General features: G+C 55.7%; 24 protein-coding genes. 13 read left to right on the forward strand and 11 right to left on the reverse strand.

Going from position 1 to position 26361, the window contains the following annotated elements; all coding sequences use genetic code 11:
• Positions 1–49: 49 nt before the first annotated feature.
• The 6 genes from accC to DOU50_RS15775 all read right to left on the reverse strand — a co-directional run bounded on the left by accC (position 50) and on the right by DOU50_RS15775 (position 5236).
• Complete coding sequence (gene accC / locus DOU50_RS15745) at positions 50–1399, reverse strand: acetyl-CoA carboxylase biotin carboxylase subunit (RefSeq protein ID WP_024906319.1); 1350 nt, start codon at positions 1397–1399, stop codon at positions 50–52.
• A 10-nt stretch (positions 1400–1409) separates the two neighbouring features.
• Entirely contained in the window at positions 1410–1874 is a 465-nt protein-coding gene (accB, locus tag DOU50_RS15750) for an acetyl-CoA carboxylase biotin carboxyl carrier protein (protein WP_013098992.1), read from the reverse strand.
• Positions 1875–1895: 21 nt separating this feature from the next.
• Complete coding sequence (aroQ, locus tag DOU50_RS15755; RefSeq protein ID WP_024906320.1) at positions 1896–2348, reverse strand: type II 3-dehydroquinate dehydratase; 453 nt, start codon at positions 2346–2348, stop codon at positions 1896–1898.
• 234 nt (positions 2349–2582) lie between these two features.
• Positions 2583–3182, reverse strand: coding sequence for a protein-methionine-sulfoxide reductase heme-binding subunit MsrQ (gene msrQ, locus DOU50_RS15765; RefSeq protein WP_148769721.1), 600 nt, complete (start codon positions 3180–3182; stop codon positions 2583–2585).
• A complete protein-coding gene (gene msrP / locus DOU50_RS15770) occupies positions 3183–4184 on the reverse strand; it encodes a protein-methionine-sulfoxide reductase catalytic subunit MsrP (protein ID WP_148769722.1) in 1002 nt (333 codons plus the stop codon).
• A 77-nt stretch (positions 4185–4261) separates the two neighbouring features.
• Positions 4262–5236 (reverse strand): MDR family oxidoreductase, encoded by a 975-nt coding sequence (locus DOU50_RS15775; protein ID WP_148769723.1) that lies wholly within the window; start codon positions 5234–5236, stop codon positions 4262–4264.
• 182 nt (positions 5237–5418) lie between these two features.
• On the opposite strand from DOU50_RS15775, the gene csrD reads away from it, so the two are divergent.
• The 8 genes from csrD (at position 5419) to tldD (ending at position 17689) form a co-directional block, all read left to right on the forward strand.
• Positions 5419–7359, forward strand: coding sequence for an RNase E specificity factor CsrD (gene csrD / locus DOU50_RS15780; protein ID WP_148769724.1), 1941 nt, complete (start codon positions 5419–5421; stop codon positions 7357–7359).
• A 282-nt stretch (positions 7360–7641) separates the two neighbouring features.
• Positions 7642–8685: a rod shape-determining protein MreB gene (mreB, locus tag DOU50_RS15785; protein WP_000913396.1), complete on the forward strand. Its 1044-nt coding sequence runs from the start codon at positions 7642–7644 to the stop codon at positions 8683–8685.
• A 62-nt stretch (positions 8686–8747) separates the two neighbouring features.
• A complete protein-coding gene (gene mreC, locus DOU50_RS15790; RefSeq protein WP_023309400.1) occupies positions 8748–9764 on the forward strand; it encodes a rod shape-determining protein MreC in 1017 nt (338 codons plus the stop codon).
• Positions 9764–10252 (forward strand): rod shape-determining protein MreD, encoded by a 489-nt coding sequence (gene mreD / locus DOU50_RS15795; protein WP_023309399.1) that lies wholly within the window; start codon positions 9764–9766, stop codon positions 10250–10252. Before mreC ends, mreD begins: the two co-directional genes overlap by 1 nt.
• A gap of 9 nt (positions 10253–10261) precedes the next feature.
• Positions 10262–10855: a Maf family protein gene (locus DOU50_RS15800; RefSeq protein WP_032650440.1), complete on the forward strand. Its 594-nt coding sequence runs from the start codon at positions 10262–10264 to the stop codon at positions 10853–10855.
• Positions 10845–12314, forward strand: coding sequence for a ribonuclease G (rng, locus tag DOU50_RS15805; RefSeq protein ID WP_032650437.1), 1470 nt, complete (start codon positions 10845–10847; stop codon positions 12312–12314). Before DOU50_RS15800 ends, rng begins: the two co-directional genes overlap by 11 nt.
• Positions 12315–12355: 41 nt before the next feature.
• On the forward strand, positions 12356–16159 hold the full coding sequence (yhdP, locus tag DOU50_RS15810) for an AsmA2 domain-containing protein YhdP (RefSeq protein WP_148769725.1): 3804 nt from the start codon (positions 12356–12358) through the stop codon (positions 16157–16159).
• A gap of 84 nt (positions 16160–16243) precedes the next feature.
• Positions 16244–17689, forward strand: a complete 1446-nt coding sequence (tldD, locus tag DOU50_RS15815) for a metalloprotease TldD (protein ID WP_048989772.1) — start codon at positions 16244–16246, stop codon at positions 17687–17689.
• A 47-nt stretch (positions 17690–17736) separates the two neighbouring features.
• Here the strand turns inward: tldD and DOU50_RS15820 are convergent, their stop codons facing one another.
• Entirely contained in the window at positions 17737–18351 is a 615-nt protein-coding gene (locus tag DOU50_RS15820; protein ID WP_024906328.1) for a YagU family protein, read from the reverse strand.
• A gap of 219 nt (positions 18352–18570) precedes the next feature.
• Entirely contained in the window at positions 18571–19497 is a 927-nt protein-coding gene (gene aaeR, locus DOU50_RS15825; RefSeq protein ID WP_023309395.1) for an HTH-type transcriptional activator AaeR, read from the reverse strand.
• 179 nt (positions 19498–19676) lie between these two features.
• Here aaeR and aaeX point away from each other — a divergent pair, with 179 nt between their 5' ends.
• The 5 genes from aaeX (at position 19677) to DOU50_RS15850 (ending at position 24656) form a co-directional block, all read left to right on the forward strand.
• Positions 19677–19880 carry a p-hydroxybenzoic acid efflux pump operon protein AaeX gene (aaeX, locus tag DOU50_RS15830; protein WP_003860416.1) on the forward strand — a complete coding sequence of 68 codons (204 nt, stop codon included), beginning with the start codon at positions 19677–19679 and terminating at the stop codon, positions 19878–19880.
• 7 nt (positions 19881–19887) lie between these two features.
• A complete protein-coding gene (aaeA, locus tag DOU50_RS15835) occupies positions 19888–20820 on the forward strand; it encodes a p-hydroxybenzoic acid efflux pump subunit AaeA (protein ID WP_148769726.1) in 933 nt (310 codons plus the stop codon).
• A 5-nt stretch (positions 20821–20825) separates the two neighbouring features.
• Positions 20826–22793, forward strand: a complete 1968-nt coding sequence (gene aaeB / locus DOU50_RS15840; RefSeq protein ID WP_090418899.1) for a p-hydroxybenzoic acid efflux pump subunit AaeB — start codon at positions 20826–20828, stop codon at positions 22791–22793.
• A gap of 90 nt (positions 22794–22883) precedes the next feature.
• Positions 22884–24338, forward strand: a complete 1455-nt coding sequence (locus DOU50_RS15845; protein ID WP_061716408.1) for an NAD-dependent succinate-semialdehyde dehydrogenase — start codon at positions 22884–22886, stop codon at positions 24336–24338.
• A gap of 45 nt (positions 24339–24383) precedes the next feature.
• Positions 24384–24656: a barstar family protein gene (locus DOU50_RS15850; RefSeq protein ID WP_008502839.1), complete on the forward strand. Its 273-nt coding sequence runs from the start codon at positions 24384–24386 to the stop codon at positions 24654–24656.
• Positions 24657–24720: 64 nt separating this feature from the next.
• Here the strand turns inward: DOU50_RS15850 and yhcN (DOU50_RS15855) are convergent, their stop codons facing one another.
• The 3 genes from yhcN (DOU50_RS15855) to argR form a co-directional block, all read right to left on the reverse strand.
• Entirely contained in the window at positions 24721–24987 is a 267-nt protein-coding gene (gene yhcN, locus DOU50_RS15855; RefSeq protein WP_024906332.1) for a peroxide/acid stress response protein YhcN, read from the reverse strand.
• Between the two features lie 111 nt (positions 24988–25098).
• A complete protein-coding gene (gene yhcN / locus DOU50_RS15860; RefSeq protein ID WP_024906333.1) occupies positions 25099–25362 on the reverse strand; it encodes a peroxide/acid stress response protein YhcN in 264 nt (87 codons plus the stop codon).
• Between the two features lie 375 nt (positions 25363–25737).
• Positions 25738–26208 carry a transcriptional regulator ArgR gene (gene argR, locus DOU50_RS15865; RefSeq protein WP_023309388.1) on the reverse strand — a complete coding sequence of 157 codons (471 nt, stop codon included), beginning with the start codon at positions 26206–26208 and terminating at the stop codon, positions 25738–25740.
• Positions 26209–26361: the final 153 nt, after the last annotated feature.

Below are 26361 nucleotides of genomic sequence, written 5' to 3' on the forward strand. Positions count from 1 at the left end.
CAGAAATAAAAAAGGCCGGATAATCCGGCCTTTTCGTGTGCGCGCAGTCTTACTTCTCGTTAAGACCGAGTTTCTTCTCGAGATAGTGGATGTTGGTTCCACCATTCTGGAAGTGCTCGTCGCTCATAATGCGCATCTGCAGATCAACGTTGGTTTTGATACCGTCGATGATCAGCTCCTGCAGGGCGTTCTTCATGCGGGCAATCGCCACGTCACGGTTTTCGCCGTAGCAGATGAGTTTACCGATCATTGAGTCATAGTACGGCGGTACGGTGTAACCTGCGTAGATATGAGATTCCCAACGCACGCCAAAGCCGCCCGGCGCGTGGAAACGCGTGATTTTACCCGGGCTTGGCAGGAAGGTGTTCGGGTCTTCGGCGTTGATACGACACTCGATCGCATGGCCTTTCACCACAACTTCTTCCTGCTTGATGGACAGCGGCTGACCGGCTGCGATACGCAGCTGTTCTTTGATCAGGTCAACGCCGGTGATCATTTCGGTAACCGGGTGTTCAACCTGAATACGGGTGTTCATTTCGATGAAATAGAACTCGCCGTTTTCGAACAGGAACTCAAAGGTACCCGCCCCGCGATAGCCGATATCGACACACGCTTTGGCGCAACGCTCGCCGATGTAGCGACGCAGTTCCGGGGTAATACCCGGTGCTGGCGCTTCTTCGACCACTTTCTGGTGACGACGCTGCATGGAGCAGTCACGTTCTGCCAGATAGATCGCGTTACCCTGACCGTCAGCCAGCACCTGAATTTCGATGTGGCGTGGGTTTTCCAGGTATTTTTCCATGTATACCATGTCATTGCTGAAAGCGGCTTTCGCTTCAGCTTTGGTCATGGAGATGGACTGCGCCAGGTCAGCATCGCTGCGCACAACGCGCATACCGCGACCGCCGCCGCCGCCGGACGCCTTGATGATAACCGGGTAGCCAATGCGTTTAGCATGAGCACGGTTAGCATCCATGTCGTCGGTCAGAGGGCCGTCAGAGCCTGGTACGGTTGGCACACCGGCTTTTTTCATCGCGGTGATTGCAGACACTTTGTCGCCCATCAGGCGGATGGTGTCGGCTTTCGGGCCGATGAAGATGAAGCCAGAGCGTTCAACCTGCTCAGCAAAGTTGGCGTTCTCAGAGAGGAAGCCGTAACCCGGATGAATTGCCACCGCGCCGGTGATTTCAGCGGCGCTGATGATAGCCGGGATGTTCAGATAGCTTTTTACGGACGGAGCCGGGCCAATACAGACCGTCTCATCCGCCAGCAATACGTGTTTTAAATCGCGATCCGCGCTTGAGTGCACAGCGACGGTCTTGATGCCCAGTTCTTTACAGGCACGAAGAATACGCAGTGCGATCTCGCCGCGGTTGGCGATAACAATTTTATCCAGCATGTACGCCTCGTTACTCGATGACGACCAGCGGCTCGTCAAATTCAACCGGCTGACCACTTTCGACCAGAATCGCTTTCACAGTACCTGATTTGTCTGCTTCGATCTGGTTCATCATTTTCATCGCTTCAACGATGCACAGGGTATCGCCTACGTTGACTTTCTGACCCACTTCGATGAACGCCTTCGCGTCCGGGCTCGGGGTGCGGTAGAAAGTACCAACCATTGGGGAACGTACGATGTGACCACTGATTTCTGCTGCAGCGGCAGGTGCGGCTTCAGTTGCTGCTGGCGCAACGGCTGCGGAGAGCGCAGGCTGCTGCACTGGCGCAGCATAAGCCTGCTGCATTACCGGGAAGCTAGCGGCTGGGGCTGCACGGCTGATGCGTACAGACTCTTCGCCTTCAGAAATTTCCAGTTCGGAGATGCCTGATTCTTCAACCAGCTCGATCAGTTTTTTAATCTTACGAATATCCATGAGTGGGTTCCGTACTCTTGTTTAGTGTGATTGTGACAAGCGTTTTACCGCTGTCTGTAAAGCGTATGAATAGCCGTCTGCGCCCAGTCCACAGATAACGCCAGCGGCGATATCTGACAGATACGAATGGTGGCGGAACGGCTCTCGGGCGTGCACGTTACTCAGGTGGATCTCGATAAACGGGATACTCACCGCGAGCAGTGCGTCGCGGATAGCAACACTGGTGTGCGTAAACGCGGCCGGATTGATCAGGATATAGTCCACATTGTCTTTAGCCTGATGAATACGGTCGATGATTGCGTACTCCGCATTCGACTGAAAATGGTCCAAATCCACATTCAGTGACGCTGCTTCCGTTCCCAGACGGTTAACAATTTCACTCAATGTCAGCGTGCCGTACTTCTCTGGCTCACGGGTGCCGAGCATGTTCAGGTTCGGTCCGTTCAAAACTAAGATATGGAACTTATCAGTCATTATGCCGCTATCTCCTGCGATTTTCGGGTAAAAAACAAAATATACCTTCGAAACGCAAATGTCACCTTTTCAGAGGCTTAAAACCGCTGTCAGGCGAACCAAGGTCGCACATTATAACGATTTCGTAGCATTTAGCAGCTAAATACTGGTCTTATCAGGGAAGATTATCAACCGCTATCCGAAAAAGATTTGCGGTTGACGGGGAATATGCGGGAAAACGCACAGTTTCGCGAACTATCGCAACCACTGGCGGAACTTCTTGTAACGCCATGCTAAAAGCGCCGCGGCGGCCAGTGCGTACAGGACCGGCTGCGGGGAGAGGATCTTCACCGACCACAGGTAATGAATGGGGGCGAGGATCGCGACAAGATAGACGAAGTTGTGTAGCAGCTGCCAGCGCCTGCCCAGTTTTCGCTGCGCATATTGCGTGGAGGTCAGCGCTAACGCCAGTAAAATCACCCAGCTCACAATACCCAGCGTCAGATAAGGGCGTGTCACCAGTTCGCGGCCAAGCAGTGCCAGATTGTTAATTCCCAGTTCCAGCAGGGCATAGCTGGTGAGGTGCAGCGTCGCCCAGGCAAAACACCATAGCCCTAACAGCCGACGGGTGCGTATCAATAGTGGCTGTTTAGCGTAGCGCGCCAGCGGCGAAACGAGCAAGGTGGCCAGCAAAAATTTCAGAGCCATCCGACCGGTAAAATGCTGGATATCCTTGGCCGGGTCTGCGCTAAAGAGCCCCTGGCTGGCGGCCCAGAACAGCCATATAAAAGGAAGTAACCCGGCCAGGTGCAGCAGTACTTTCAGCCAGGTAATCTGTTTTGCCGTTAAACGCACTCAGAAGTTCTCCCGTAAATTGAGGCCACGGTACAGCGAGGCCACTTCATCCGCATAGCCGTTAAACAGCAGCGTGGGCTGACGCTTCACGTCCAGCGCACCGCCGGAACCGATAAACCGCTCGGTTGCCTGCGACCAGCGCGGGTGATCCACATGCGGGTTCACGTTGGCGAAGAAGCCGTATTCGTTCGGAGCCGCCAGATTCCAGGTGGTGGGCGGACGCTCGCGGGTGAGCTTAATGCTGACGATGGACTTAATTCCTTTGAAACCGTATTTCCACGGTACGGTTAAACGAATGGGGGCGCCGTTCTGCGGCGGAAGCGCCTTGCCGTACACGCCAACGGTCAGCAGGGTAAGCGGGTGCATCGCCTCATCGAGACGTAGCCCTTCCACATACGGATACTCAAGCCCGCCGCCGATAAACCGGTCTTTTTGCCCTGGCATCTCGTCCGGCGCATAGCGCGTCTGGAAAGCGACATATTTTGCGTTGCTGGTGGGCTCAACCATCGCCAGCAGTTTATGCAGCGGGAAGCCGACCCACGGCACCACCATCGACCAGGCCTCCACGCAGCGCATGCGGTAGATACGCTCTTCGAGCGGGAAACGGGTGGTCAGATCGTGATGATCCAGCGTCAGAGGTTTCGCCACTTCGCCATCAATCTTCAGCGTCCACGGATCGGTTTTGAGGCTACCGGCGTTGGCGGCAGGATCGGCCTTATCAAGACCAAATTCGTAGAAGTTGTTGTAGCCGGTGACTTTATCTTCTGGCGTCAGCGTCAGTTTGTTTTGCCATTGGGCGGGTTTCGCAAAGGTGAGCGGGGCGCCGGAAGGGGCCTTCGGCCGATCGTTGCCTTTAAACCAGTCGAGCAGGTCGGCGTGTGCCGCCGGAGAGAGCGTCAGGGCTGTGGCGCTGATGCCAAGCATTTTCAGGATCTGGCGGCGCTGTAACATAAAGACAGACTCGGACGTTACGTCGGCTTCCGTCAGTTTTCGGTTTTTCATGGCATCCTCCGTCATGCGTTTTCCTAAGCATGACGGAGGAGAGGGATTCGCGCGAATATGTCACGAAAATTTGAAGATTAGGCGATTTTCACCAGCGCACGACCGTGGAACTGGTTGTCCATGATCTTACTGGCGTATTCCGGCGCCTGGCTGAGGGTTATCTCCGTTGCGCTCTGGGTATAGAAAGATTCCGGCAGATCGCGTACCAGACGTTCCCATGCCTGCGTACGGCGAGCCGCTGGGGTCATCACGGAATCCACACCCTGCAGGCGGACGTTACGCAAAATAAATGGCATCACGGTGGTGGGCAGGGCAAATCCGCCCGCCAGTCCACAGGCTGCCACGCAGCCGCCGTAGTTCATCTGCGCCAGGACTTTTGCCAGCACTTTATCACCGACGGTATCCACCGCGCCTGCCCAGACCTGTTTTTCCAGTGGACGAGTTTCGGCGAATTCGTCACGGCTGAGAATGCGGCTGGCGCCGAGCTGGCGCAGGTAATCGTGGGTGCTTTCACGACCGGAAACCGCCGCGACCTGATAGCCCAGCTTGTGCAGCAGCGTGACAGCCGTGCTGCCCACGCCGCCGCTGGCACCGGTGACGACAATTTCACCCGACTCAGGGCGGATGCCCGCCTCTTCCAGCGCCATCACACACAGCATGGCGGTAAAGCCTGCCGTACCGACGATCATCGCCTTGCGGCCATCCATGCCTTTCGGCATTGGCACCAGCCAGTCGCCCTTCACGCGCGCCTGCGTTGCCAGCCCGCCCCAGTGATTTTCACCTACGCCCCAGCCGGTGAGCAGCACCTGCTGGCCCGGGTGGAAGCGCGGATCCTCGCTGGTATGAACCCGGCCCGCGAAATCAATCCCCGGCACCATAGGGAAATTTCGGATGATTTTACCCTTACCGGTAATCGCCAGCGCATCTTTATAATTTAAACTGGACCAGTTGATGTCGACGGTTACTTCGCCTTCCGGCAGGCGACTCTCTTCAACCGCCTGCACTGAGGCAAGCGTTTTGCCGTCCTGCTGTTCTAAGATCAAAGCCTGCATACGGGGTCCTCTCGACTCAGATGATTGGAAAATAATTTCTGAAGACTATACTCGCTCAGGGAAACGCAATGCCGATTTAACGCAATAAATTGCCAGATACACTCGATTTGGTAGTATGCCGCATTTGGAATGCAAGTTAGCGCTTACTCGCTACCCCATCAACCCACGGAGTAATCTCAAGGATGCGATTAACGACGAAGTTCTCGGCTTTTATCACCTTGCTGACGGGGCTTACCATTTTTGTCACGCTTATGGGCTGCTCCCTGAGCTTTTACACCGCCATTCAGGACAAGCTGGTTAACCGGGTACAGTCTGTTGCATCGGTGATTGATGCGCGTCTGCTGACGACACCGCTACCGGCGCTCTCCCGTGAGCTCGATGAGTTGATGGTACCTGTTGATATTGTTCAGATCGACATTCTGCAGGGAAAGCATCGTGTTTTAAGCCACGAACGGCCGGGAAGCTATCGCCCCGCGGGCGTGGTGAGCCAGTATCGGGAAGTGACGGTGCATTCCCTGAAAAATCCGGGGATGACCATACACATGGTCTACCTCGATCCGATGGCGAGCTATTTTCGTTCAATGATGACCACCGCACCGCTCACCGTCGCCGTTGCGTTTATCGTCCTGCTGATTTTTCTCGCGGTCCGCTGGCTGCGCCGACAGCTCTCCGGCCAGGAGCTGCTGGAGATGCGCTCCGTGCGGATCCTTAACGGTGAACGCGGTCCGCAGGTGCGTGGCTCGGTCCATGAGTGGCCGTCACGCGCCAGCAGCGCGCTGGATACGCTGCTCTCGGAAATCCAGTTTGCCAGCGACCAGCGCAGCCGAATGGATACGCTGATTCGCTCTTATGCCGCCCAGGATAATAAAACTGGCCTTAACAACCGTCTTTTCTTTGATAATCAACTCGCGACGCTGCTCGACGATTCAGAAAAAGTGGGGACACACGGGGTGGTGATGATGATTCGCCTGCCCGATTTCGATCTCCTGCGCGATACCTGGGGACAGCGGGCTGCGGAAGAAAATCTCTTTACGCTGATCAACCTGCTCTCCACCTTTATTATGCGCTACCCGGGCGCGCTGCTGGCCCGCTATCACCGCAGCGACTTTGCCGTATTGTTGCCTCATCGTACGCTGAAGGAGTCGGAAAGCATCGCCAGCCAGCTGCTGAAGGCGGTGGATGCGCTGCCGCAGAGCAAAATGCTCGACAGGGACGATATGGTCCACATGGGGATCTGCGCCTGGCGTGGCGGACAATCCACACAACAGGTGATGGAACATGCGGAAGCGGCCACCCGCAACGCCGTGTTGCAGGGGGCGAACGGATGGGCGGTTTACGATGACTCGCTGCCGGAAAAAGGGCGTGGTAATGTGCGCTGGCGTACTTTGATTGAGCAAATGCTTAGCCGCGGTGGACCACGTATTTATCAAAAACCCGCGGTCATGAAAAACGGCAACGTTCATCACCGTGAACTGATGTGTCGTATTTTTGACGGTTCGGAAGAGGTTATCTCGGCGGAATATCTGCCGATGGTCCTGCAATTTGGCCTGTCCGAAGAGTATGACCGCCAGCAAATTACCCGATTGATTCCGTTTTTATCTTTTTGGCCTGAAGAGAGCCTGGCATTACAGGTTACCGTTGAGTCCTTAATACGCCCACGTTTTCAGCGCTGGCTGCGTGATACATTAATGCAATGCGAAAAATCGCAACGCAAACACATTATTTTTGAACTTGCTGAGGCTGATGTAGGTCAACACATCAGCCGGTTACGTCCGGTAGTACGTTTGATCAATGCGCTCGGTGCGCGTGTGGCGGTGACTCAGGCAGGTTTAACGCTGGTCAGTACCAACTGGATCAAGGAGCTGGATGTGGAGTTATTAAAGCTACATCCGGGGCTGGTAAGGAATATTGAGAAGCGTACGGAAAACCAGCTGCTGGTACAGAGTCTGGTAGAAGCATGCAAGGGAACGCGAACACAAGTATTTGCCACGGGCGTGCGCTCCAGAAGTGAATGGCAGATGTTAACAGAGCGCGGTGTGATGGGTGGTCAGGGGGATTTTTTTGCTGCCTCTCAACCGCTTGACACCAACGTGAAAAAATATTTGCAAAGATACTCTGTTTGACCTGCCGTTTACGCTGTTTTCACGTAGAATATCGCGCCTGTAGCTTTGAGTATGTCGAGCAAAAAGCCAGTGAACGACCTTTAACGGGTTACAAACGTCAGTGGGGAACGCTACTGTTTATTCAGCCCTGAGGGAGTCAGGGGATGATTTTGTAACATCAGGAAACGTACTGCACAAATTTTCACCGTTGCAGATGATTTTTGCGCCTTGTCGCTGCTGCGTGTGGTTGGTAAAGTAAGCGGATTTTGTTTTCCGCCCCAGCTTTCAGGATTATCCCTTAGTATGTTGAAAAAATTTCGTGGCATGTTTTCCAATGACCTGTCCATTGACCTGGGTACCGCGAATACCCTTATTTATGTAAAAGGACAAGGCATCGTATTGAATGAGCCTTCTGTTGTGGCCATTCGTCAGGATCGTGCAGGCTCGCCGAAAAGCGTGGCCGCAGTGGGTCATGACGCGAAGCAGATGCTGGGTCGTACCCCTGGCAACATCGCCGCCATTCGCCCAATGAAAGACGGCGTTATCGCCGACTTCTTCGTGACTGAAAAAATGCTTCAGCACTTCATCAAGCAGGTTCACAGCAACAGCTTCATGCGCCCAAGCCCGCGTGTTCTGGTGTGTGTGCCGGTTGGTGCAACCCAGGTAGAGCGTCGCGCAATTCGTGAATCTGCCCAGGGCGCAGGTGCGCGTGAAGTGTTCCTGATTGAAGAGCCAATGGCGGCGGCCATCGGTGCTGGCCTGCCTGTGTCTGAAGCGACCGGTTCCATGGTGGTGGATATCGGTGGTGGTACCACTGAAGTGGCCGTTATCTCTCTGAACGGCGTGGTGTACTCCTCTTCCGTACGTATCGGTGGTGACCGCTTCGACGAAGCCATCATTAATTATGTACGCCGTAACTACGGCTCTCTGATCGGTGAAGCGACCGCAGAGCGTATCAAACACGAAATCGGCTCTGCGTATCCGGGCGATGAAGTGCGTGAGATCGAAGTACGTGGCCGTAACCTGGCTGAAGGTGTGCCACGCGGTTTCACCCTGAACTCCAACGAAATTCTGGAAGCACTGCAGGAACCACTGACGGGTATCGTGAGCGCGGTAATGGTTGCGCTGGAACAGTGCCCACCAGAGCTGGCGTCCGATATCTCCGAGCGCGGTATGGTCCTGACCGGTGGTGGTGCGCTGCTGCGTAACCTCGACCGCCTGTTAATGGAAGAGACAGGTATTCCTGTCGTAGTTGCAGAAGATCCACTGACTTGCGTCGCCCGTGGTGGTGGCAAGGCGCTGGAAATGATCGACATGCACGGCGGCGATTTGTTCAGCGAAGAGTAGTCGAGTTTGAGAGGGTAGCAATTTGCTACCCTTTCTCTCTGACGCGAGAATACGCATAGCCTATGAAGCCAATTTTTAGCCGTGGCCCATCGCTACAGTTTCGCCTCATTCTGGCGGTTCTGGTTGCGCTTGGGGTCATTATTGCCGATAGCCGCCTCGGTACGTTCAGCCAGATCAGAACGTACATGGATACCGCCGTCAGTCCTTTCTACTTTGTTTCAAATGGTCCCCGTGAACTGCTCGACTCCGTTTCTCAAACGCTGTCTTCACGTGATCAACTCGAACTCGAAAACCGGGCATTACGTCAGGAACTGTTGCTGAAAAACAGCGAACTGCTGATGCTGGGGCAATACAAGCAGGAAAACGCGCGTCTGCGTGAGCTGCTCGGCTCGCCGCTGCGTCAGGATGAGCAGAAAATGGTCACGCAGGTGATCTCCACCGTGAACGACCCCTACAGCGATCAGGTTGTGATCGACAAAGGGAGCGTGAACGGGGTGTATGAAGGTCAGCCTGTTATCAGTGATAAAGGCGTCGTGGGCCAGGTGGTTGCCGTGGCCAAGCTAACCAGCCGCGTGCTGCTGATTTGCGATGCCACGCATGCGCTGCCGATCCAGGTGCTGCGCAACGACATCCGCGTGATTGCGGCCGGGAACGGCTGTACGGATGACCTGCAGCTGGAACACCTGCCGGCCAACACGGATATCCGCGTGGGTGACGTCCTGGTGACCTCCGGTCTGGGCGGACGCTTCCCTGAGGGCTATCCGGTTGCGGTGGTCTCTTCAGTGAAGCTGGATACGCAGCGTGCCTATACCGTGATTCAGGCGCGTCCAACCGCCGGTTTGCAGCGTCTGCGCTATCTGCTGCTGCTGTGGGGCGCCGATCGTAACGGTGCTAATCCGATGACGCCTGAAGAGGTGCATCGCGTGGCAAATGAGCGCCTGATGCAGATGATGCCGCAGGTTCTCCCGCCTGCGGATTCCATGGGGCCGCCTGCGCCAGTCCCGGCGCCGGCAACCGGGTTAACGCAGCCGCTGCCGGATGCGCCGCCACCGCCTAAACTCTCTTCGGGAGGGCAGTAGTGGCAAGCTATCGTAGCCAGGGACGCTGGGTCATCTGGCTCTCGTTTCTCATTGCACTGTTGCTGCAAGTGATGCCCTGGCCGGATGACATTCTCGTTTTCCGGCCAAACTGGGTATTGCTCATTTTGCTCTACTGGATCCTTGCCCTGCCGCATCGCGTAAATGTCGGCACAGGTTTCGTGATGGGTGCCATACTGGATCTCATTAGCGGCTCTACGCTTGGCGTGCGCGCCTTGTCCATGAGCATTATTGCGTACCTCGTCGCACTCAAATTCCAGCTCTTCCGTAACCTTGCGCTCTGGCAACAGGCCCTGGTGGTGATGCTATTGTCGCTCGCTGCGGATATCGTTGTTTTCTGGGCAGAGTTTTTAGTGATCAACGTCTCTTTCCGGCCGGAAGTGTTCTGGAGTAGTGTAGTAAACGGTGTGCTCTGGCCATGGTTATTCCTGCTGATGCGTAAGGTTCGCCAGCAGTTTGCTGTGCAATAAAAGGTTTCTATGACGTCTTTGTATCTCGCTTCCGGCTCCCCGCGCCGTCAGGAACTCCTGACGCAGCTAGGGGTCTCTTTTGAACGCATCGTAACCGGCATTGAAGAAAAACGTGCTGAGGGCGAAAGCGCGCAACAGTACGTGTCTCGCCTGGCGCGTGAGAAAGCGCAGGCGGGCGTGGCCAGTGTGCCATGCGATCTCCCCGTACTGGGAGCAGATACCATCGTTATTCTGAACGGTGAAGTGCTTGAGAAACCGCGCGACGCCGATCATGCGGCGCGCATGTTGCGCAAACTGTCCGGACATACGCATCAGGTGATGACGGCCGTCGCGCTGGCTGACAGCCAGCACGTGCTGGATTGCCTGGTGGTGACAGAAGTGACGTTCAGAGTGCTTACCGACGACGACATCGCCGCTTATATTGCCAGCGGTGAACCAATGGATAAGGCAGGTGCATACGGTATTCAGGGGCTGGGTGGCTGTTTTGTCAGGAAGATTCATGGCAGCTATCACGCCGTAGTCGGCTTACCGCTGGTGGAAACGTATGAGTTGCTGAGCAATTTTAACTCACTGCGTGAGGGAAGGGATAATTATGACGGCTGAATTGTTGGTAAACGTAACGCCATCGGAAACCCGTGTGGCCTATATTGATGGTGGCATTCTTCAGGAAATTCATATTGAGCGTGAAGCGCGGCGCGGAATAGTAGGCAATATCTACAAAGGTCGTGTCAGTCGTGTACTACCGGGTATGCAGGCGGCTTTTGTAGATATTGGACTGGATAAGGCGGCATTTTTACATGCCTCCGATATCATGCCGCACACCGAGTGCGTCGCTGGCGAAGAGCAAAAGCAGTTTGCCGTGCGCGACATTTCCGAACTGGTGCGTCAGGGACAGGATCTGATGGTGCAGGTGGTGAAAGATCCCCTCGGTACCAAAGGCGCCCGTCTGACCACCGACATCACCTTACCTTCCCGCTATCTGGTCTTTATGCCCGGCGCGTCGCACGTGGGCGTTTCGCAGCGTATTGAGAGCGAAAGCGAGCGCGAGCGTCTGAAGAAAGTGGTCAGCGCCTACTGCGATGAGCAGGGCGGGTTTATCATCCGTACCGCCGCAGAGGGGATCAGCGAGGAAGACCTGGCGTCGGATGCGGCATACCTGAAGCGCGTCTGGACCAAAGTGATGGAGCGTAAAAAACGCAACCAGACCCGCTACCAGCTCTACGGTGAACTGGCGCTTGCACAACGCGTTCTACGTGACTTTGCTGATGCGCAGCTCGACCGCATTCGCGTGGACTCGCGCCTGACCTATGAAGCGCTGCTGGAATTTACCGCCGAATATATCCCCGAGATGCCTGGCCTGCTGGAGCATTATTCAGGGCGTCAGCCGATCTTCGATCTCTATGATGTCGAAAACGAGATCCAGCGTGCGCTGGAGCGTAAGGTTGAACTGAAGTCAGGCGGCTATCTGATCATCGATCAGACCGAAGCGATGACCACCGTCGATATTAACACCGGCGCGTTTGTCGGCCATCGCAATCTCGATGACACCATCTTCAACACCAACATCGAAGCCACGCAGGCGATTGCGCGCCAGCTTCGTCTGCGCAATCTGGGCGGCATTATCATCATCGACTTCATCGATATGAGTAATGAAGACCATCGTCGCCGCGTGCTGCACTCGCTTGAGCAGGCGTTGAGTAAAGATCGCGTGAAAACCAGCATCAACGGCTTCTCACAGCTGGGGCTGGTGGAAATGACGCGTAAGCGTACCCGCGAGAGCGTGGAGCATGTGCTGTGTAATGAATGCCCGACCTGCCATGGACGCGGAACGGTAAAGACGGTTGAGACCGTCTGCTACGAAATTATGCGTGAAATTGTGCGTGTGCATCATGCCTACGACTCCGACCGTTTTCTGGTCTATGCTTCCCCTGCGGTGGCTGAAGCGCTGAAAGGCGAAGAGTCACACGCGCTGGCGGAAGTGGAAATCTTTGTCGGCAAACAGGTAAAAGTACAAATTGAACCGCTCTATAACCAGGAGCAGTTTGACGTCGTGATGATGTAAGCGCAGTACGCTGCGTGACGAATGCTGACAAGGAGAGATGCGTGAGGCGATTGCCGGGGATTTTATTGCTTACAGGGGCAACGCTGGTCGTGATTGTCGCGTTGCTCGTGAGCGGGCTACGCCTCGTATTGCCGCATCTGGACAGCTGGCGTCCGCAGCTGCTGGCGAAAATCGAATCCACCACCGGCGTGCCGGTGAACGTCAGTCAGGTCAGCGCTAACTGGCAAAATTTTGGCCCGACGCTCGATGTCCGGGATATCAACGCCCGCCTGAAAGATGGCGGTTATCTGAAAATCAAACGCGTGACCCTGGCGCTGGACGTCTGGCAAAGCCTGCTGCATCTGCGCTGGCAGTTTCGCGATCTCACCTTTTATCAGCTCCAGTTCCTGACCAATACGCCGCTGTCCGGTAGCGATAGCGGTCAGGGGCTTGAAGCCAACCGCTTCAGCGATCTTTTCCTCCGCCAGTTCGATCATTTCGATCTGCGCGACAGCGAAGTGAGCTTTATTACTCTTTCCGGCCAGCGCGCCGAGCTGGCGATCCCGCAGCTGACCTGGCTCAACGGTAAGGATCGGCACCGCGCCGAGGGGCAGGTCAATCTCTCAAGCCTGAACGGCCAGCACGGTGTGATGCAGGTGCGCATGGATCTGCGCGACGATGACGGCCTGTTAAATAACGGCAAAGTCTGGCTGCAGGCCGACGATGTGGACGTCAAGCCGTGGCTGGGCGACTGGCTCCAGCAAAATATGCAGCTGGAAACGGCCCGCTTCAGTCTTGAAGGCTGGCTGACCCTGACGAAAGGCGAATTTGCCAGCGGGGATATCTGGCTCAAGCAGGGGGGCGCGAGCTGGAAAGGCGAAAAACAACAGCATCAGCTTTCCGTCGATAACCTCACCGCACACGTAACGCAGGAGAAAGAGGGCTGGCAGTTTGCCATTCCGGATACGCGCATCACCATGGACGGCAAGCCGTGGCCGCGCGGTGCGCTGACGCTGGCCTGGATGCCGGAGCAGGACGTTGGTGGCGCGGCCAGTAAACGCAGCGACGAGCTGCGCATCCGTGCCAGCAACCTGGATTTGGCTGCCATTGAAGGGCTGCGCTCGATGGCGGCAAAGCTCTCTCCCGATCTCGGCGAGATCTGGCTGGCAACGCAGCCGAGCGGGAAAATAGACGCTCTGGCACTGGATATCCCGCTCCAGGCGACGGAAAAAACCCGCTTCCAGGCAACGTGGAAAGATCTTGCCTGGAAGCAGTGGAAGCTGCTGCCGGGTGCAGAGCACTTTAGCGGCAAGCTAGAAGGTAGCGTGGAAAACGGCAGGCTGACGGTTGATATGCACGACGCCAAAATGCCTTACGAGACGGTCTTCCGCGCGCCGCTGGAAATCAAACAGGGCAGCGCGGTGCTTAACTGGCTCCGTAACGACAAGGGTTTCCAGCTTGATGGCCGCCATATCGATGTGAAAGCCAAAGCGGTGCACGCGCGCGGCGATTTCCGCTATCTGCAGCCTGAAGGGGATGAGCCGTGGCTGGGTATTCTCGCCGGGATCAGCACCGATGATGGCTCTCAGGCCTGGCGCTACTTCCCGGAAAACCTGATGGGAAAAGCGCTGGTAGACTATCTCAGCGGGGCGATTCAGGGCGGTCAGGCGGATAATGCCACGCTGGTTTACGGCGGTAATCCCCATCTGTTCCCGTACAAACATAATGAAGGTCAGTTCCAGGTTCTGGTGCCGCTGCATGACGCCACCTTCGCGTTCCAGCCGGGCTGGCCCGCGCTGAAAAACCTGGATATCGAACTTAATTTCCTCAATGACGGCCTGTGGATGAAGTCCGACAGCGTGGCGCTGGGCGGCGTGACGGCCAGCAACCTGACGGCCAACATTCCGGACTACTCCAAAGAGAAGCTGCTGATTGATGCCGACATCAACGGTCCCGGCAAGGCGGTGGGACCGTACTTTGAGGAGACCCCTCTCAAAGAGTCGCTGGCCGCGACGCTTCAGCAGCTCCAGCTTGATGGTGATGTGAATGCTCGCTTACATCTTGATATCCCGCTGGACGGTGAGATGACCACCGCGAAAGGCGACGTCCGTCTGAAGAACAACAGTCTGTTCATCAAACCCCTTGAGAGCACCCTGAAAAATCTCAGCGGGCAGTTCAGCTTTGAGAACGGTAACCTGAAGAGCGAGCCGCTTACGGCCAGCTGGTTTAATCAGCCCGTTAATATTGACTTCACGACGACCGAGGGTGAAAAGGCCTATCAGGTAGCCGTCAATCTGGACGGTAACTGGCAACCATCACGTATGGACGTCCTGCCGAAGCCCATTGAGGCGTCAGTGGAGGGGACGGTTGCCTGGCAGGGTAAAGTGGCAATCGACCTGCCTTATCACGCGGGTGCCCAGTATAAGGTCGACATCACGGGCGATCTGAAAAACCTTCAGAGCCAGCTGCCTGCGCCGCTGGATAAACAGGCCGGACAGCCGCTGCCGGTAAAGCTGAACGTCGATGGCAACCTGAACAGCTTCGCGCTGACCGGCAGCGCGGGTGGGACAAACCACTTCAATAGCCGCTGGCTGCTTAACCGCAAGCTCACCCTCGACAAAGCCATCTGGACAACGGATAGCCGCTCCACGCCGCCGCTGCCGGAGCAGACGGGCATTGAGCTGAACCTCCCGCCGATGGACGGTGCTGAGTGGCTGGCGCTGTTCCAGAAAGGCGTTGGGCAAAACGTTGATGAAACCGCCCAGTTCCCGCAAACCATTACCGTACGTACGCCGTCGCTGATGCTGGGCGGGCAGCAGTGGAACAACCTGAGCATTGTCTCGCAGCCTGGCGCTAACGGCACGAAGGTGGAGGCCCAGGGCAGAGAGATCAACGGTACGCTGACCATGCGTAATCACGCGCCGTGGCAGGCGGCGATCCGCTACCTCTACTACAACCCGGCAAGCGCTGCGAGCGGGAAAGATAACCCGGCAGAGACGTCGCCGCTGAGTCATACCTCCCGCGTCGATTTTAGCGGCTGGCCCGATCTCCAGCTGCGCTGTGCGGAGTGCTGGCTGTGGGGGCAGAAATATGGCCGCATCGACGGTGATTTTGCCATCCAGGGAAACACGCTTACGCTCTCCGGCGGCCTGGTTGATACCGGATTTGGCCGCATGACGGCCGCAGGGGAATGGGTGAATAACCCGGGCGAGCAGCGGACGTCCCTGAAGGGTGACATTAAAGGCAACAAACTGGATGCGGCAGCCAGTTTCTTTGGTATCAGCACGCCGCTGCGCGGCTCGTCATTTGACGTCGATTACGATCTTCACTGGCGCGACGCACCGTGGAAGCCGGATGAGGCCTCGCTTAACGGCATTCTGAAAACCCACTTCGGCAAAGGTGAGATCGCCGACGTGAGCACGGGGCGCGCTGGGCAGATCCTGCGCCTGCTGAGTTTTGACGCGCTGCTGCGCAAGCTGCGCTTCGATTTCAGTGATACCTTCAACGAAGGTTTCTACTACGATTCCATCCGCAGTACGGCGTGGATCAAGGACGGCGTTTTGCACACGGACGACACGCTGGTGGATGGCCTTGAAGCGGATATCGCCATGAAAGGCTCCGTTAACCTCGTGCGTCGCGAACTGGATATGGAAGCCGTCGTGGCACCGGAAATTTCCGCGAGCGTGGGTGTGGCGGCAGCTTTTGTGGTGAACCCGATTGTTGGTGCGGCGGTGTTTGCCGCCAGTAAAGTGCTGGGGCCACTCTGGAGCAAGGTCTCCATTCTGCGCTACCGCATTACCGGTCCGGTAGATAAACCGCAGATTAACGAGGTGCTGCGCCAGCCGCGCAAAGATACACAGCAATGATTTGACGTGGGCAGGTAATTGCCTCACTCTCAATAAATACGATCTTTATACCGCCACGGGCGGCAACGAACGAGTAGCAATACGATGAGTCTGAACCTGGTAAGTGAACATTTGCTCGCAGCGAACGGCCTGAGCCATCAGGACCTGTTCTCCATTCTTGGTCAACTGACCGAACGCCGTCTCGACTACGGCGACCTTTATTTCCAGTCGAGCTATCACGAATCCTGGGTTTTAGAAGACAGCATCATCAAAGATGGCTCCTACAACATCGACCAGGGCGTTGGCGTCCGTGCCGTCAGCGGTGAGAAAACCGGTTTTGCCTATGCCGATCAGATTAGCCTCACCGCACTCGAGCAGAGCGCACAGGCCGCGCGTACCATTGTGCGTGATACCGGCGATGGTCGCGTGAAAACCCTGGGAGAAGTGCAGCACCCTGCGCTCTATACCAGCATCGATCCGCTGCAGAGCATGAGCCGTGAAGAGAAGCTGGATATCCTGCGTCGCGTGGACAAAGTTGCCCGCGCGGCGGACAAACGCGTGCAGGAAGTTTCAGCCAGCCTGAGCGGTGTTTATGAACTGATTCTGGTGGCGGCAACGGACGGCACCCTGGCGGCAGATGTTCGCCCGCTGGTGCGTCTCTCCATCAGCGTGCAGGTCGATGAGGACGGTAAACGTGAGCGCGGCTCAAGCGGCGGCGGCGGTCGTTTCGGCTATGACTGGTTCCTGGGCGACGTTGACGGTGAAGCGCGCGCTGACGCGTGGGCAAAAGAAGCTGTCCGCATGGCGCTGGTGAATCTGAATGCCGTCGCGGCGCCGGCGGGCTCATTCCCGGTGGTGCTGGGTGCCGGTTGGCCGGGCGTATTGTTGCATGAGGCGGTAGGCCACGGCCTGGAAGGCGACTTTAACCGTCGCGGGACGTCCGTGTTCAGCGGTCAGATCGGGCAACTTGTCTCCTCGGAGCTGTGCACCGTGGTGGATGACGGCACCATGCGCGATCGCCGTGGCTCGGTGGCTATCGACGATGAAGGTACGCCAGGCCAGTACAATGTGCTGATCGAAAACGGCGTGCTGAAAGGCTACATGCAGGACAAACTCAACGCGCGCCTGATGGGGGTTGCGCCGACGGGCAACGGACGCCGTGAATCTTACGCGCATCTGCCGATGCCGCGCATGACCAACACTTACATGCTGCCGGGCAAATCCACGCCGCAGGAGATTATCGAATCCGTTGATTACGGTATCTTTGCGCCAAACTTTGGCGGCGGCCAGGTGGACATTACCTCCGGTAAGTTTGTCTTCTCTACTTCAGAAGCGTACCTGATCGAGAAGGGCAAAGTGACCAAAGCGGTGAAAGGTGCAACGCTGATTGGCTCCGGTATTGAAGCCATGCAGCAGATCTCGATGGTTGGTAACGATCTGAAGCTGGATAATGGCGTGGGCGTCTGCGGTAAAGAGGGCCAGAGCCTGCCGGTTGGCGTGGGCCAGCCAACGCTGAAAGTGGACAACCTGACGGTGGGCGGCACAGCCTGACCTGACTCCTTCATAAAAAAGGCGCTACATCAGTAGCGCCTTTTTTTTTAGCGTAAGTGACCCAGCGGTATCTCCGGATCCGGCTCGTGCGTGATGCGGTTACGTAAATCACGACGAATGATTTCTATCGACCAGAACCAGACCAGATGGCCCACGATCTCTGACACGTGTTCATACCACGGCAGCTCAAATAGCGGTGGCGTCAGCCCCATCAGCGGGAAGGAGATCATATGCACAAAGAGCTGAGCTAACGCACCCGCCAGCAAACCCTGCCAGAGTTTAATTTTCGGGAAGACTTCAGCAACGACACAATACCCGACAGCGAAGACGATTGAGAAAATAATATGCGTCACGCCGACCCAGTTAAATATATGTCCGGCAAATGTATAAACCGCTGCGTTAGGATCAACAACACCCAGCCAGTCACGTAAAAATACATAGGGAGGGTTTAAAAAATTACGTGAACAGTCAATCTGGCTTGCGGCTCTTATTAATTGCTCAGGCCCGCATGCGCCGGTAAATAGATCGGTGGGACTGCGTGGCGGAAGCGGCACTTCGGCTCCCCATTTGACAAACGCGGAGACAATCCCTGCAATTAAACCGACGAATGCGGCGAGCCCATAGCGCCTGCGTGAAGGCGGTGTTTGTTCAAATAGATTCATTTCTTTTCCTTGTTTAATGTCATCCTGCGGAATACATTTTATTATTCATATCAGCAACAAATTAATAACAGTCTGAACAGCAGACTGTTTATAAAGTAAAGGGCGGGCGGCGGCAGTGTCAATTAGCTATTCCTGATAGTGGCGAAGGAATATTCCAGAATGCAGAGGGGTTTTATCCTGGAAATATTCATCGCTCATATACTTTCAGGGATAAATCGATTATTCCTTCCTTCTTCCCCGCATCCCCTGAAACAGCTCCGCCACGTCCACAAAATACTCGGTCAGATAGTTAATACACACCTGTACCTTGAGCGGGAGTTTGTCTTTTTCGGTATACAGGGCGTACACCGGGCGCGGATCGGACTGGTAGCGTGGGAAGAGGATCTCCAGCACGCCGCTGTTGATCTCGTTGATCACCCACATCAGCGGCACGTAGGCGATCCCGGCGCCGGCCACCAGCCAGCGCGAAATGGTCATCGGATCGTTGGTGACAAAACGCCCTTCCGGCAGCAGTCGGGTGGAGATCCCTTCCGGGGCAATCAGCTCAAATTCATTGTCGGGCCGCACGCTGTACTCCAGCCACGAGTGGTTGGTGAGGTCGGCGGGTTTTTCCGGCACACCGTACTGCGCCAGATAGCTCTTCGATGCACAGACCACCATCGGCATGCTGCCCAGCCGACGCGAGAACAGGCTGGAATCCTGCAGCGCGCCGACGCGGATCACCACGTCCAGCCCGTCGGCAATCAGATCCGGCGCCGGGATACCCGTCACCAGATTGACGGTAAGCCCGGGGTACTCTTTCAGCATATCCGCGGTCATGGCAGCGAGAACATTTTGTGCCATAGTTGAAGAACACCCGATGCGCAGCGTGCCGATGGGGGTGTTATTGAAGGCATAAAGCTGTTCGTGAACATCCTGCACTTCAAGCAGCATGCGGCGACAGCCCTGATAGTAAATTTTACCCGCTTCCGTCAGACCAATGCTGCGGGTGCTGCGGTTGAGCAGCTTGACCTGAAGCTCATCTTCCAGTTTGGACACCGTCTGGCTGATGGATGAGACGCTCATCTGAAGCTGGCGGGCAGCGGCGGTAAACGAGCCCAGTTCAACCACTTTGGCGAAGACCGACATGCGTTTTAAACGTTCCATTGTTCACTCTGGCTTAAAAGTGATTTAGATCACATATTATAGATAACAGCATAACAGTTACGTTAATATATTATTTATTACATAACGGCTGCGCCATTCTCGCCCGGCGTTTCTTGCTCTCCTGCGATGGCGTGCGCTAAAAAATTCTGAAGCCTGCACTCTCTCTAATCAAGGTCAACATGAGTCTGTTTCCCGTTATCGTGGTGTTCGGTCTGTCGTTCCCACCGATATTTTTCGAGCTTCTTTTATCACTGGCGATCTTCTGGCTGGTGCGCAAGGTGCTGGTCCCTACCGGGATCTACGATTTCGTCTGGCACCCTGCATTGTTCAATACCGCGCTGTATTGCTGCCTGTTCTATCTGATATCGCGCATGTTTGTCTGAGGTTGATGTGAAAACGCTAACAAGAAAAATCTCCCGCACTGCCATTACTACGGCGCTGGTTATCCTCGCCTTCATCGCTATTTTCCGCGCCTGGGTCTATTACACCGAATCACCGTGGACGCGTGATGCACGCTTCAGCGCCGATGTGGTGGCGATCGCCCCTGACGTGGCCGGTCTTATCACGGCGGTCAACGTCCACGACAACCAGTTGGTGAAAAAAGATCAGGTTCTGTTCACCATCGACCAGCCTCGTTACCAGAAAGCGCTGGAAGAGGCGGAAGCGGACGTGGCCTATTACCAGGCGCTGGCTACGGAGAAACGCCGCGAGGCTGGCCGCCGTAACCAGCTAGGCATTCAGGCAATGTCCCGTGAAGAGATTGACCAGTCCAACAACGTGCTGCAAACCGTGCTGCACCAGCTGGCGAAAGCACAAGCAACGCGCGATCTGGCGAAGCTCGATCTGGAGCGTACCGTGATCCGCGCACCGTCTGATGGCTGGGTGACCAACCTGAACGTCTACGCCGGGGAATTCATTACCCGCGGCTCAACCGCCGTGGCGCTGGTTAAACAGAACTCCTTCTACGTGCTCGCCTATATGGAAGAGACCAAGCTGGAGGGCGTACGTCCAGGGTATCGCGCGGAGATCACGCCGCTGGGCAGCAATCGCGTCTTTAAAGGCACCGTCGACAGCGTTGCCGCAGGGGTGACTAACTCCAGCAGCTCTAACGATGCTAAAGGGATGGCGACGGTAGATTCCAACCTAGAGTGGGTGCGTCTGGCCCAGCGCGTGCCGGTGCGCATCCACCTGGATGAGCAGCAGGGAAATCTGTGGCCTGCGGGTACCACGGCGACGGTGGTGATTACCGGTGAAAAAGACCGGGATGCCAGCCAGGATTCATTCTTCCGTAAAATTGCCCACCGCCTGCGCGAGTTTGGTTAATCGACATGGGTATCTTTTCCATCGCCAGCCAGCACATTCGCTTCGCCGTGAAGCTGGCGTGCGCCATCGTGCTGGCGCTGTTTGTCGGCTTCCACTTCCAGCTTGAAACCCCTCGCTGGGCGGTGCTGACGGCTGCGATTGTCGCGGCGGGTCCGGCCTTCGCCGCGGGCGGGGAGCCCTATTCTGGCGCGATCCGCTATCGCGGGATGCTGCGTATCATCGGGACGTTTATCGGCTGCTTCGCGGCGCTGACCATTATTATTCTGATGATCCGCACCCCGCTGCTGATGCTGATGGTCTGCTGTATCTGGGCAGGTTTCTGCACCTGGATCTCGTCTCTGGTGAAAGTGGAGAACTCCTACGCCTGGGGGCTAGCGGGCTATACCGCGCTGATCATTGTCATCACCATTCAGTCTGAACCGCTGCTTGCCCCACAGTTTGCGGTTGAGCGCTGCAGCGAGATTGTGATTGGTATTGTCAGTGCAATCGTCGCTGACCTGCTGTTCTCCCCGCGCTCCATCAAGCAGGAAGTCGACCTTGAGCTTGACGCGCTGATGGTTGCCCAGTACCAGCTGATGCAGCTCTGCATTAAGCATGGCGACAGCGAAGAGGTGGATAGAGCCTGGAGCGGGCTGGTACGTCGTACGCAGGCGCTGGAAGGGATGCGCAGCAACCTTAATATGGAGTCCTCGCGCTGGGCTCGCGCGAATCGTCGCCTGAAAGCCCTCAACACCGTCTCTCTGACGCTGATTACCCAGGCATGTGAAACCTATTTGATTCAGAACACCCGGCCGGAAGCGGTCACCGATACGTTCCGCGAACTGTTTGCCGAGCCGGTGGAAACCGTGCAGGACGTGCACAAGCAGCTTAAGCGCATGCGTCGGGTGATTGCCTGGACAGGGGAGCGCGACACGCCGGTGACGATCTACACCTGGGTCGGCGCCGCGACGCGCTATCTGCTGCTGAAGCGCGGCGTGATCGGGAATACCAAAATCAGCGCGGCGGAAGAAGAGGTGCTGCAGGGGGAAGTGGTGATCAAAGCGGAATCCGCCGAGCGCCATCACGCCATGGTCAACTTCTGGCGTACGACGCTTGCCTGCATGCTCGGCACGCTGTTCTGGCTGTGGACGGGCTGGACGTCCGGCAGCGGCGCGATGGTGATGATTGCCGTCGTGACCGCACTGGCGATGCGTCTGCCTAACCCGCGAATGGTTGCCATTGATTTCCTCTACGGCACCATTGCCGCCCTGCCGATAGGCGCGCTCTATTTTCTGGTCATCATCCCGTCTACCCAGCAGAGCATGCTGCTGCTCTGTATTAGCCTGGCGGTAATGGCGTTCTTTATCGGCATTGAAGTACAAAAGCGGCGCCTGGGATCGCTGGGGGCGCTGGCGAGCACGATTAACATCATCGTGCTCGATAACCCGATGACCTTCCATTTCAGCCAGTTCCTCGACAGCGCGTTAGGTCAGCTGGTGGGCTGTTTCCTGGCCATGATGGTGATACTTCTGGTTCGGGATAACTCGCAGGCAAGAACGGGCCGCGTGCTGCTGAACCAGTTCGTGTCGGCTGCCGTGTCGTCGATGACAACCAATACCGCGCGCCGTAAAGAGAACCACCTGCCCGCGCTCTACCAGCAGCTGTTTTTACTGCTGAACAAGTTCCCGGGCGATATCGCGAAGTTCCGCCTGGCGTTAACCATGATCATCGCGCACCAGCGTCTGCGTAACGCGCCGGTGCCGATCAACGACGATCTGTCGGCCTGGCACCGCCAGCTGCGTCGTACCGCCGATCACGTGCTTTCCGCCAGCAGCGATGACAAACGGCGTCGTTACTTTACGCAGCTGCTTGAAGAGCTCGATATCTACCAGGAGAAGCTAAAGCACTGGGAAGCACCGCCTCAGGTGACCGAGCCGGTAGGACGGCTGGTGTTTATGCTGCATCGCTACCAGAATGCCCTCACGGATAACTGACTGAAGTAAAAAAACCGACGCCAAAAGCGTCGGTTTTTTTGTGGCTATACTTATTCCAGCACGTTCTTACATTTCAGGAAGGGAGGACACATGACGACCCAGGCGCTTCAGGATCACATCCTTTTTCAGACCGGTTATCTGGTCAACGGAATCTGGAAAACGCTGGACACGACGTTCGATGTACTTAACCCCGCGACCGGGGAAGTCATCGCTAAAGTCGCGAAGGCGGGTAAAGCACAAACCGAAGACGCTATCGCAGCGGCCACCAAAGCCTTCCCGGCCTGGCGTGCCAAAACCGCAAAAGAGCGTTCGGCGATTCTCTACCGCTGGTACGAACTGATTATTGAGAATAAAAGCTGGCTCGGGCGGTTAATGACCACCGAACAGGGCAAACCCCTGAAAGAGGCTGAGGGAGAAGTCGAGTACGCCGCCAGCTTTATCCAGTGGTTTGCCGAAGAAGCCAAACGCGCCAACGGTGAAATTATTCCGCCGATCAAACCCGGCTCACGCATTCTGGCGACCCGTGAACCCATTGGTGTGGTCGCGGCGATTACGCCGTGGAACTTCCCGATGGCCATGCTCACCCGCAAGTTAGGCCCGGCGCTGGCAGCAGGATGTACCGGGGTGATCAAACCGGCCAATAACACACCGCTCAGTGCCTTTGCGCTGCTTACCCTGGCAAAACAGGCCGGCGTACCCGACGGCGTGCTCAACGCCGTGGCCGGGAATACGCATGAAATCAGCGATGCGATTATGGCAAGCCGGGACGTGCGTAAAATCTCCTTTACGGGTTCAACCTCCGTCGGCAAAACGCTGGTGCGTAACGCCGCAGAAACCATGAAGAAAGTCTCGATGGAGCTGGGGGGAAATGCTCCTTATATCGTTTTTGAGGATGCGGATATCGACGCAGCGGTTAAGGGGGCGATCGCCAACAAGTTCCGCAATGCCGGGCAGGTCTGCGTCAGCGTGAACCGTTTTTATATTCAGGAAACCGTCTACGACAAATTTGTTAATAAACTTGCCGATGCGGTGAATGGGCTGAAGGTGGGCAATGGTCTTGACGAAGGGGTGGTCGTCGGGCCGCTGATTGAACCTTCTGCGGTCAACAAGGTGCGTGAGCATGTCGACGATGCCGTTGCCCGGGGCGCAACCGTATTGGCTGGGGGTAAGCCCCATCCGCTTGGTGGGAATTTCTGGATGCCAACCGTACTGGGCGACTGCCATGAAGGCATGAAGCTGGCAGAAGAAGAGACGTTTGGCCCGGTGGCAGCGTGCTTCCGTTTCACCTCGGAAGATGAAGTTATCCAGCGCGCCAACAACACGCCCTATGGGCTGGCGGCTTACTTCTATACCCAGAATCTCTCACGGGTCTTCCGCGTTTCACAGGCAATCGAGAGCGGGATGATTGGCATTAACGAGTGTGCCGTCTCCACGGAACTCGGGCCCTTTGGCGGCGTAAAAGAGTCAGGTCTTGGACGAGAGGGCTCCGTGCTGGGGCTGGAAGAGTATCTGGAAGTTAAAACCCTGCATATTGGGGGATTATAATAGACAGGGCGGCATCTGCCGCTCGCCTGGACTGGGTGGCTGGCAATGAAAACCTATACGTTTGATTTTGACGAGATCGACAGTCAGGAAGACTTCTACCGTGAATTTATCCGGGTGTTTGATCTTGAACGGGAAAGCGTGACGAATCTGGATACGCTGTGGGACGTGGTGACCGGCAGCCTGCTGCCGCTACCGCTGGAAATTGAGTTCATCCATTTGCCCGATAAGCTTCGCAGACGTTTTGGCGCGCTGATATTGCTTTTCGATGAAGCGGAAGAAGAGCTTGAAGGGCAGCTGCGCTTTAACGCGCGGCATTGAATCAAAAAAAAAGCCCCTGACCATGAGGCCAGGGGCAAGTCGTATGATGAGATACGACGAGGGTTTATTTATACAGCTCTGCCGTTGCATGCCAGTGGTCACCCTGATTCAGTTCGGTGACGCGATAGCTGCTGGCGCCTGCTTTTTCAGCTTTGGCGGCAAGTTCGTGACGAATATCCATCGGGGAACCGGTGACTGACGTCACGGATACGCTGCCCATTGGCTGCAGATTTTGTGCCTGGTCGGCATTCACCTGCTGTACGGCTGCACTTGCGCCGAAAGAGAGAACGGATGCCAGACCGAGGGTTGCGATGATCAATTTGGTTTTCATAGTCTTTACTCCTGAATAGGGTTTTTTACTCAACGGCGAGAAGGGTTGAACCGCTATTTTTATGCCTGGTGCCGTTGAGGGGAGATTTACGTTTTCAGTTATTACTAAAACTTATTTGTACAGCTCAGCGGTGGCGTGCCAGTGGTCACCAGAACGCGCTTCGATGATGCGATAGGATGACGCACCCTGTTCTTCCGCTTTTTTGTTCAGCATCTCACGCATGTCCATTGGCGATGTGCCGACCGCGCCGACAGAAACCGTACCGATGGCCTGGCGGGATTGCGCCTGGTCAGCATTGATAGAGTCGGCAGCGAAAGCACCGAATGACAGGACAGACAGGACGCTCAGCGCCGCTACAGTTGATTTGATTTTCATGATTCTTACCTCGTCGAATTTTTTAGTGGGGTCTTGTTTCGTGACCCTCATCACAAAATCAAGTATACACTAATAACGGTAAAAATTAATACCAGACTAATGGTTTCTATTGTTATTACGTGTTAACCAGACTATTTTTTATAACCAAATTGCATAATATTGGGTGTTTTTTGCTCGATTGTGGTGGTTATATCTAATTAAATCATATGGATAGTAGCTTTTGATTTTTTGTGCGATTTTTTGATTTAGCATTCACCAGATGAATGTTAATGGGTGGTAAAAAGCACTATTTGTCAAAGTGAAGGGCAGTAGAAAAGAGGGGGAAACGCAGCGTAAGCAGAACGATCCCCGTAGCGACGCTACGGGGAGAGGGGATTAGAGTTCCTGTTCGAACAGAACCAGAATCGCTTCGTGGAGATCTTTCACGGAGAAACCGCTGGCTGGTGTGGTAAAGATGGTGTCATCGCCGGCGATAGTCCCGAGGATCCCCTCCGTTTTACCCAGCGAGTCCAGCATGCGGGCAATCAGCTGTGCGGCGCCAGGGCTTGTGTGGATCACCACTACGGCGTCGTTATGATCGATATCCAGAACCAGATTTTTGAGCGGGCTGGAGGTGGTCGGCACGCCAAGTTCTGCCGGCAGGCAATAGACCATCTCCATCTTGGCGTTACGGGTACGCACCGCGCCAAATTTCGTTAACATGCGGGAGACTTTCGACTGATTGATGTTATCGAAGCCTTGTTCCTGCAGCGCCTGAACAATTTCTCCCTGAGAACTGAATTTCTCTTCTTTGAGTAGCGCCTTAAACGCCTTTACTAATTCTTCTTGCTTAGACGAGCTTCGCATAAGTCACCCGGAATATGACGATAGAAACAACATTATTATGCATGTGGATGAATTTTTATGCAAATTATCTACCCAGCGCCAGGCTGAAATAATGTTATGAAAGGGAGTGATTTTATCAGATTTCGTTATCAGAAAACATGCCTGGGTCACGCC

This window comes from Enterobacter sp. C6 (assembly GCF_008122455.1).
GTDB lineage: Bacteria > Pseudomonadota > Gammaproteobacteria > Enterobacterales > Enterobacteriaceae > Enterobacter > Enterobacter pseudoroggenkampii.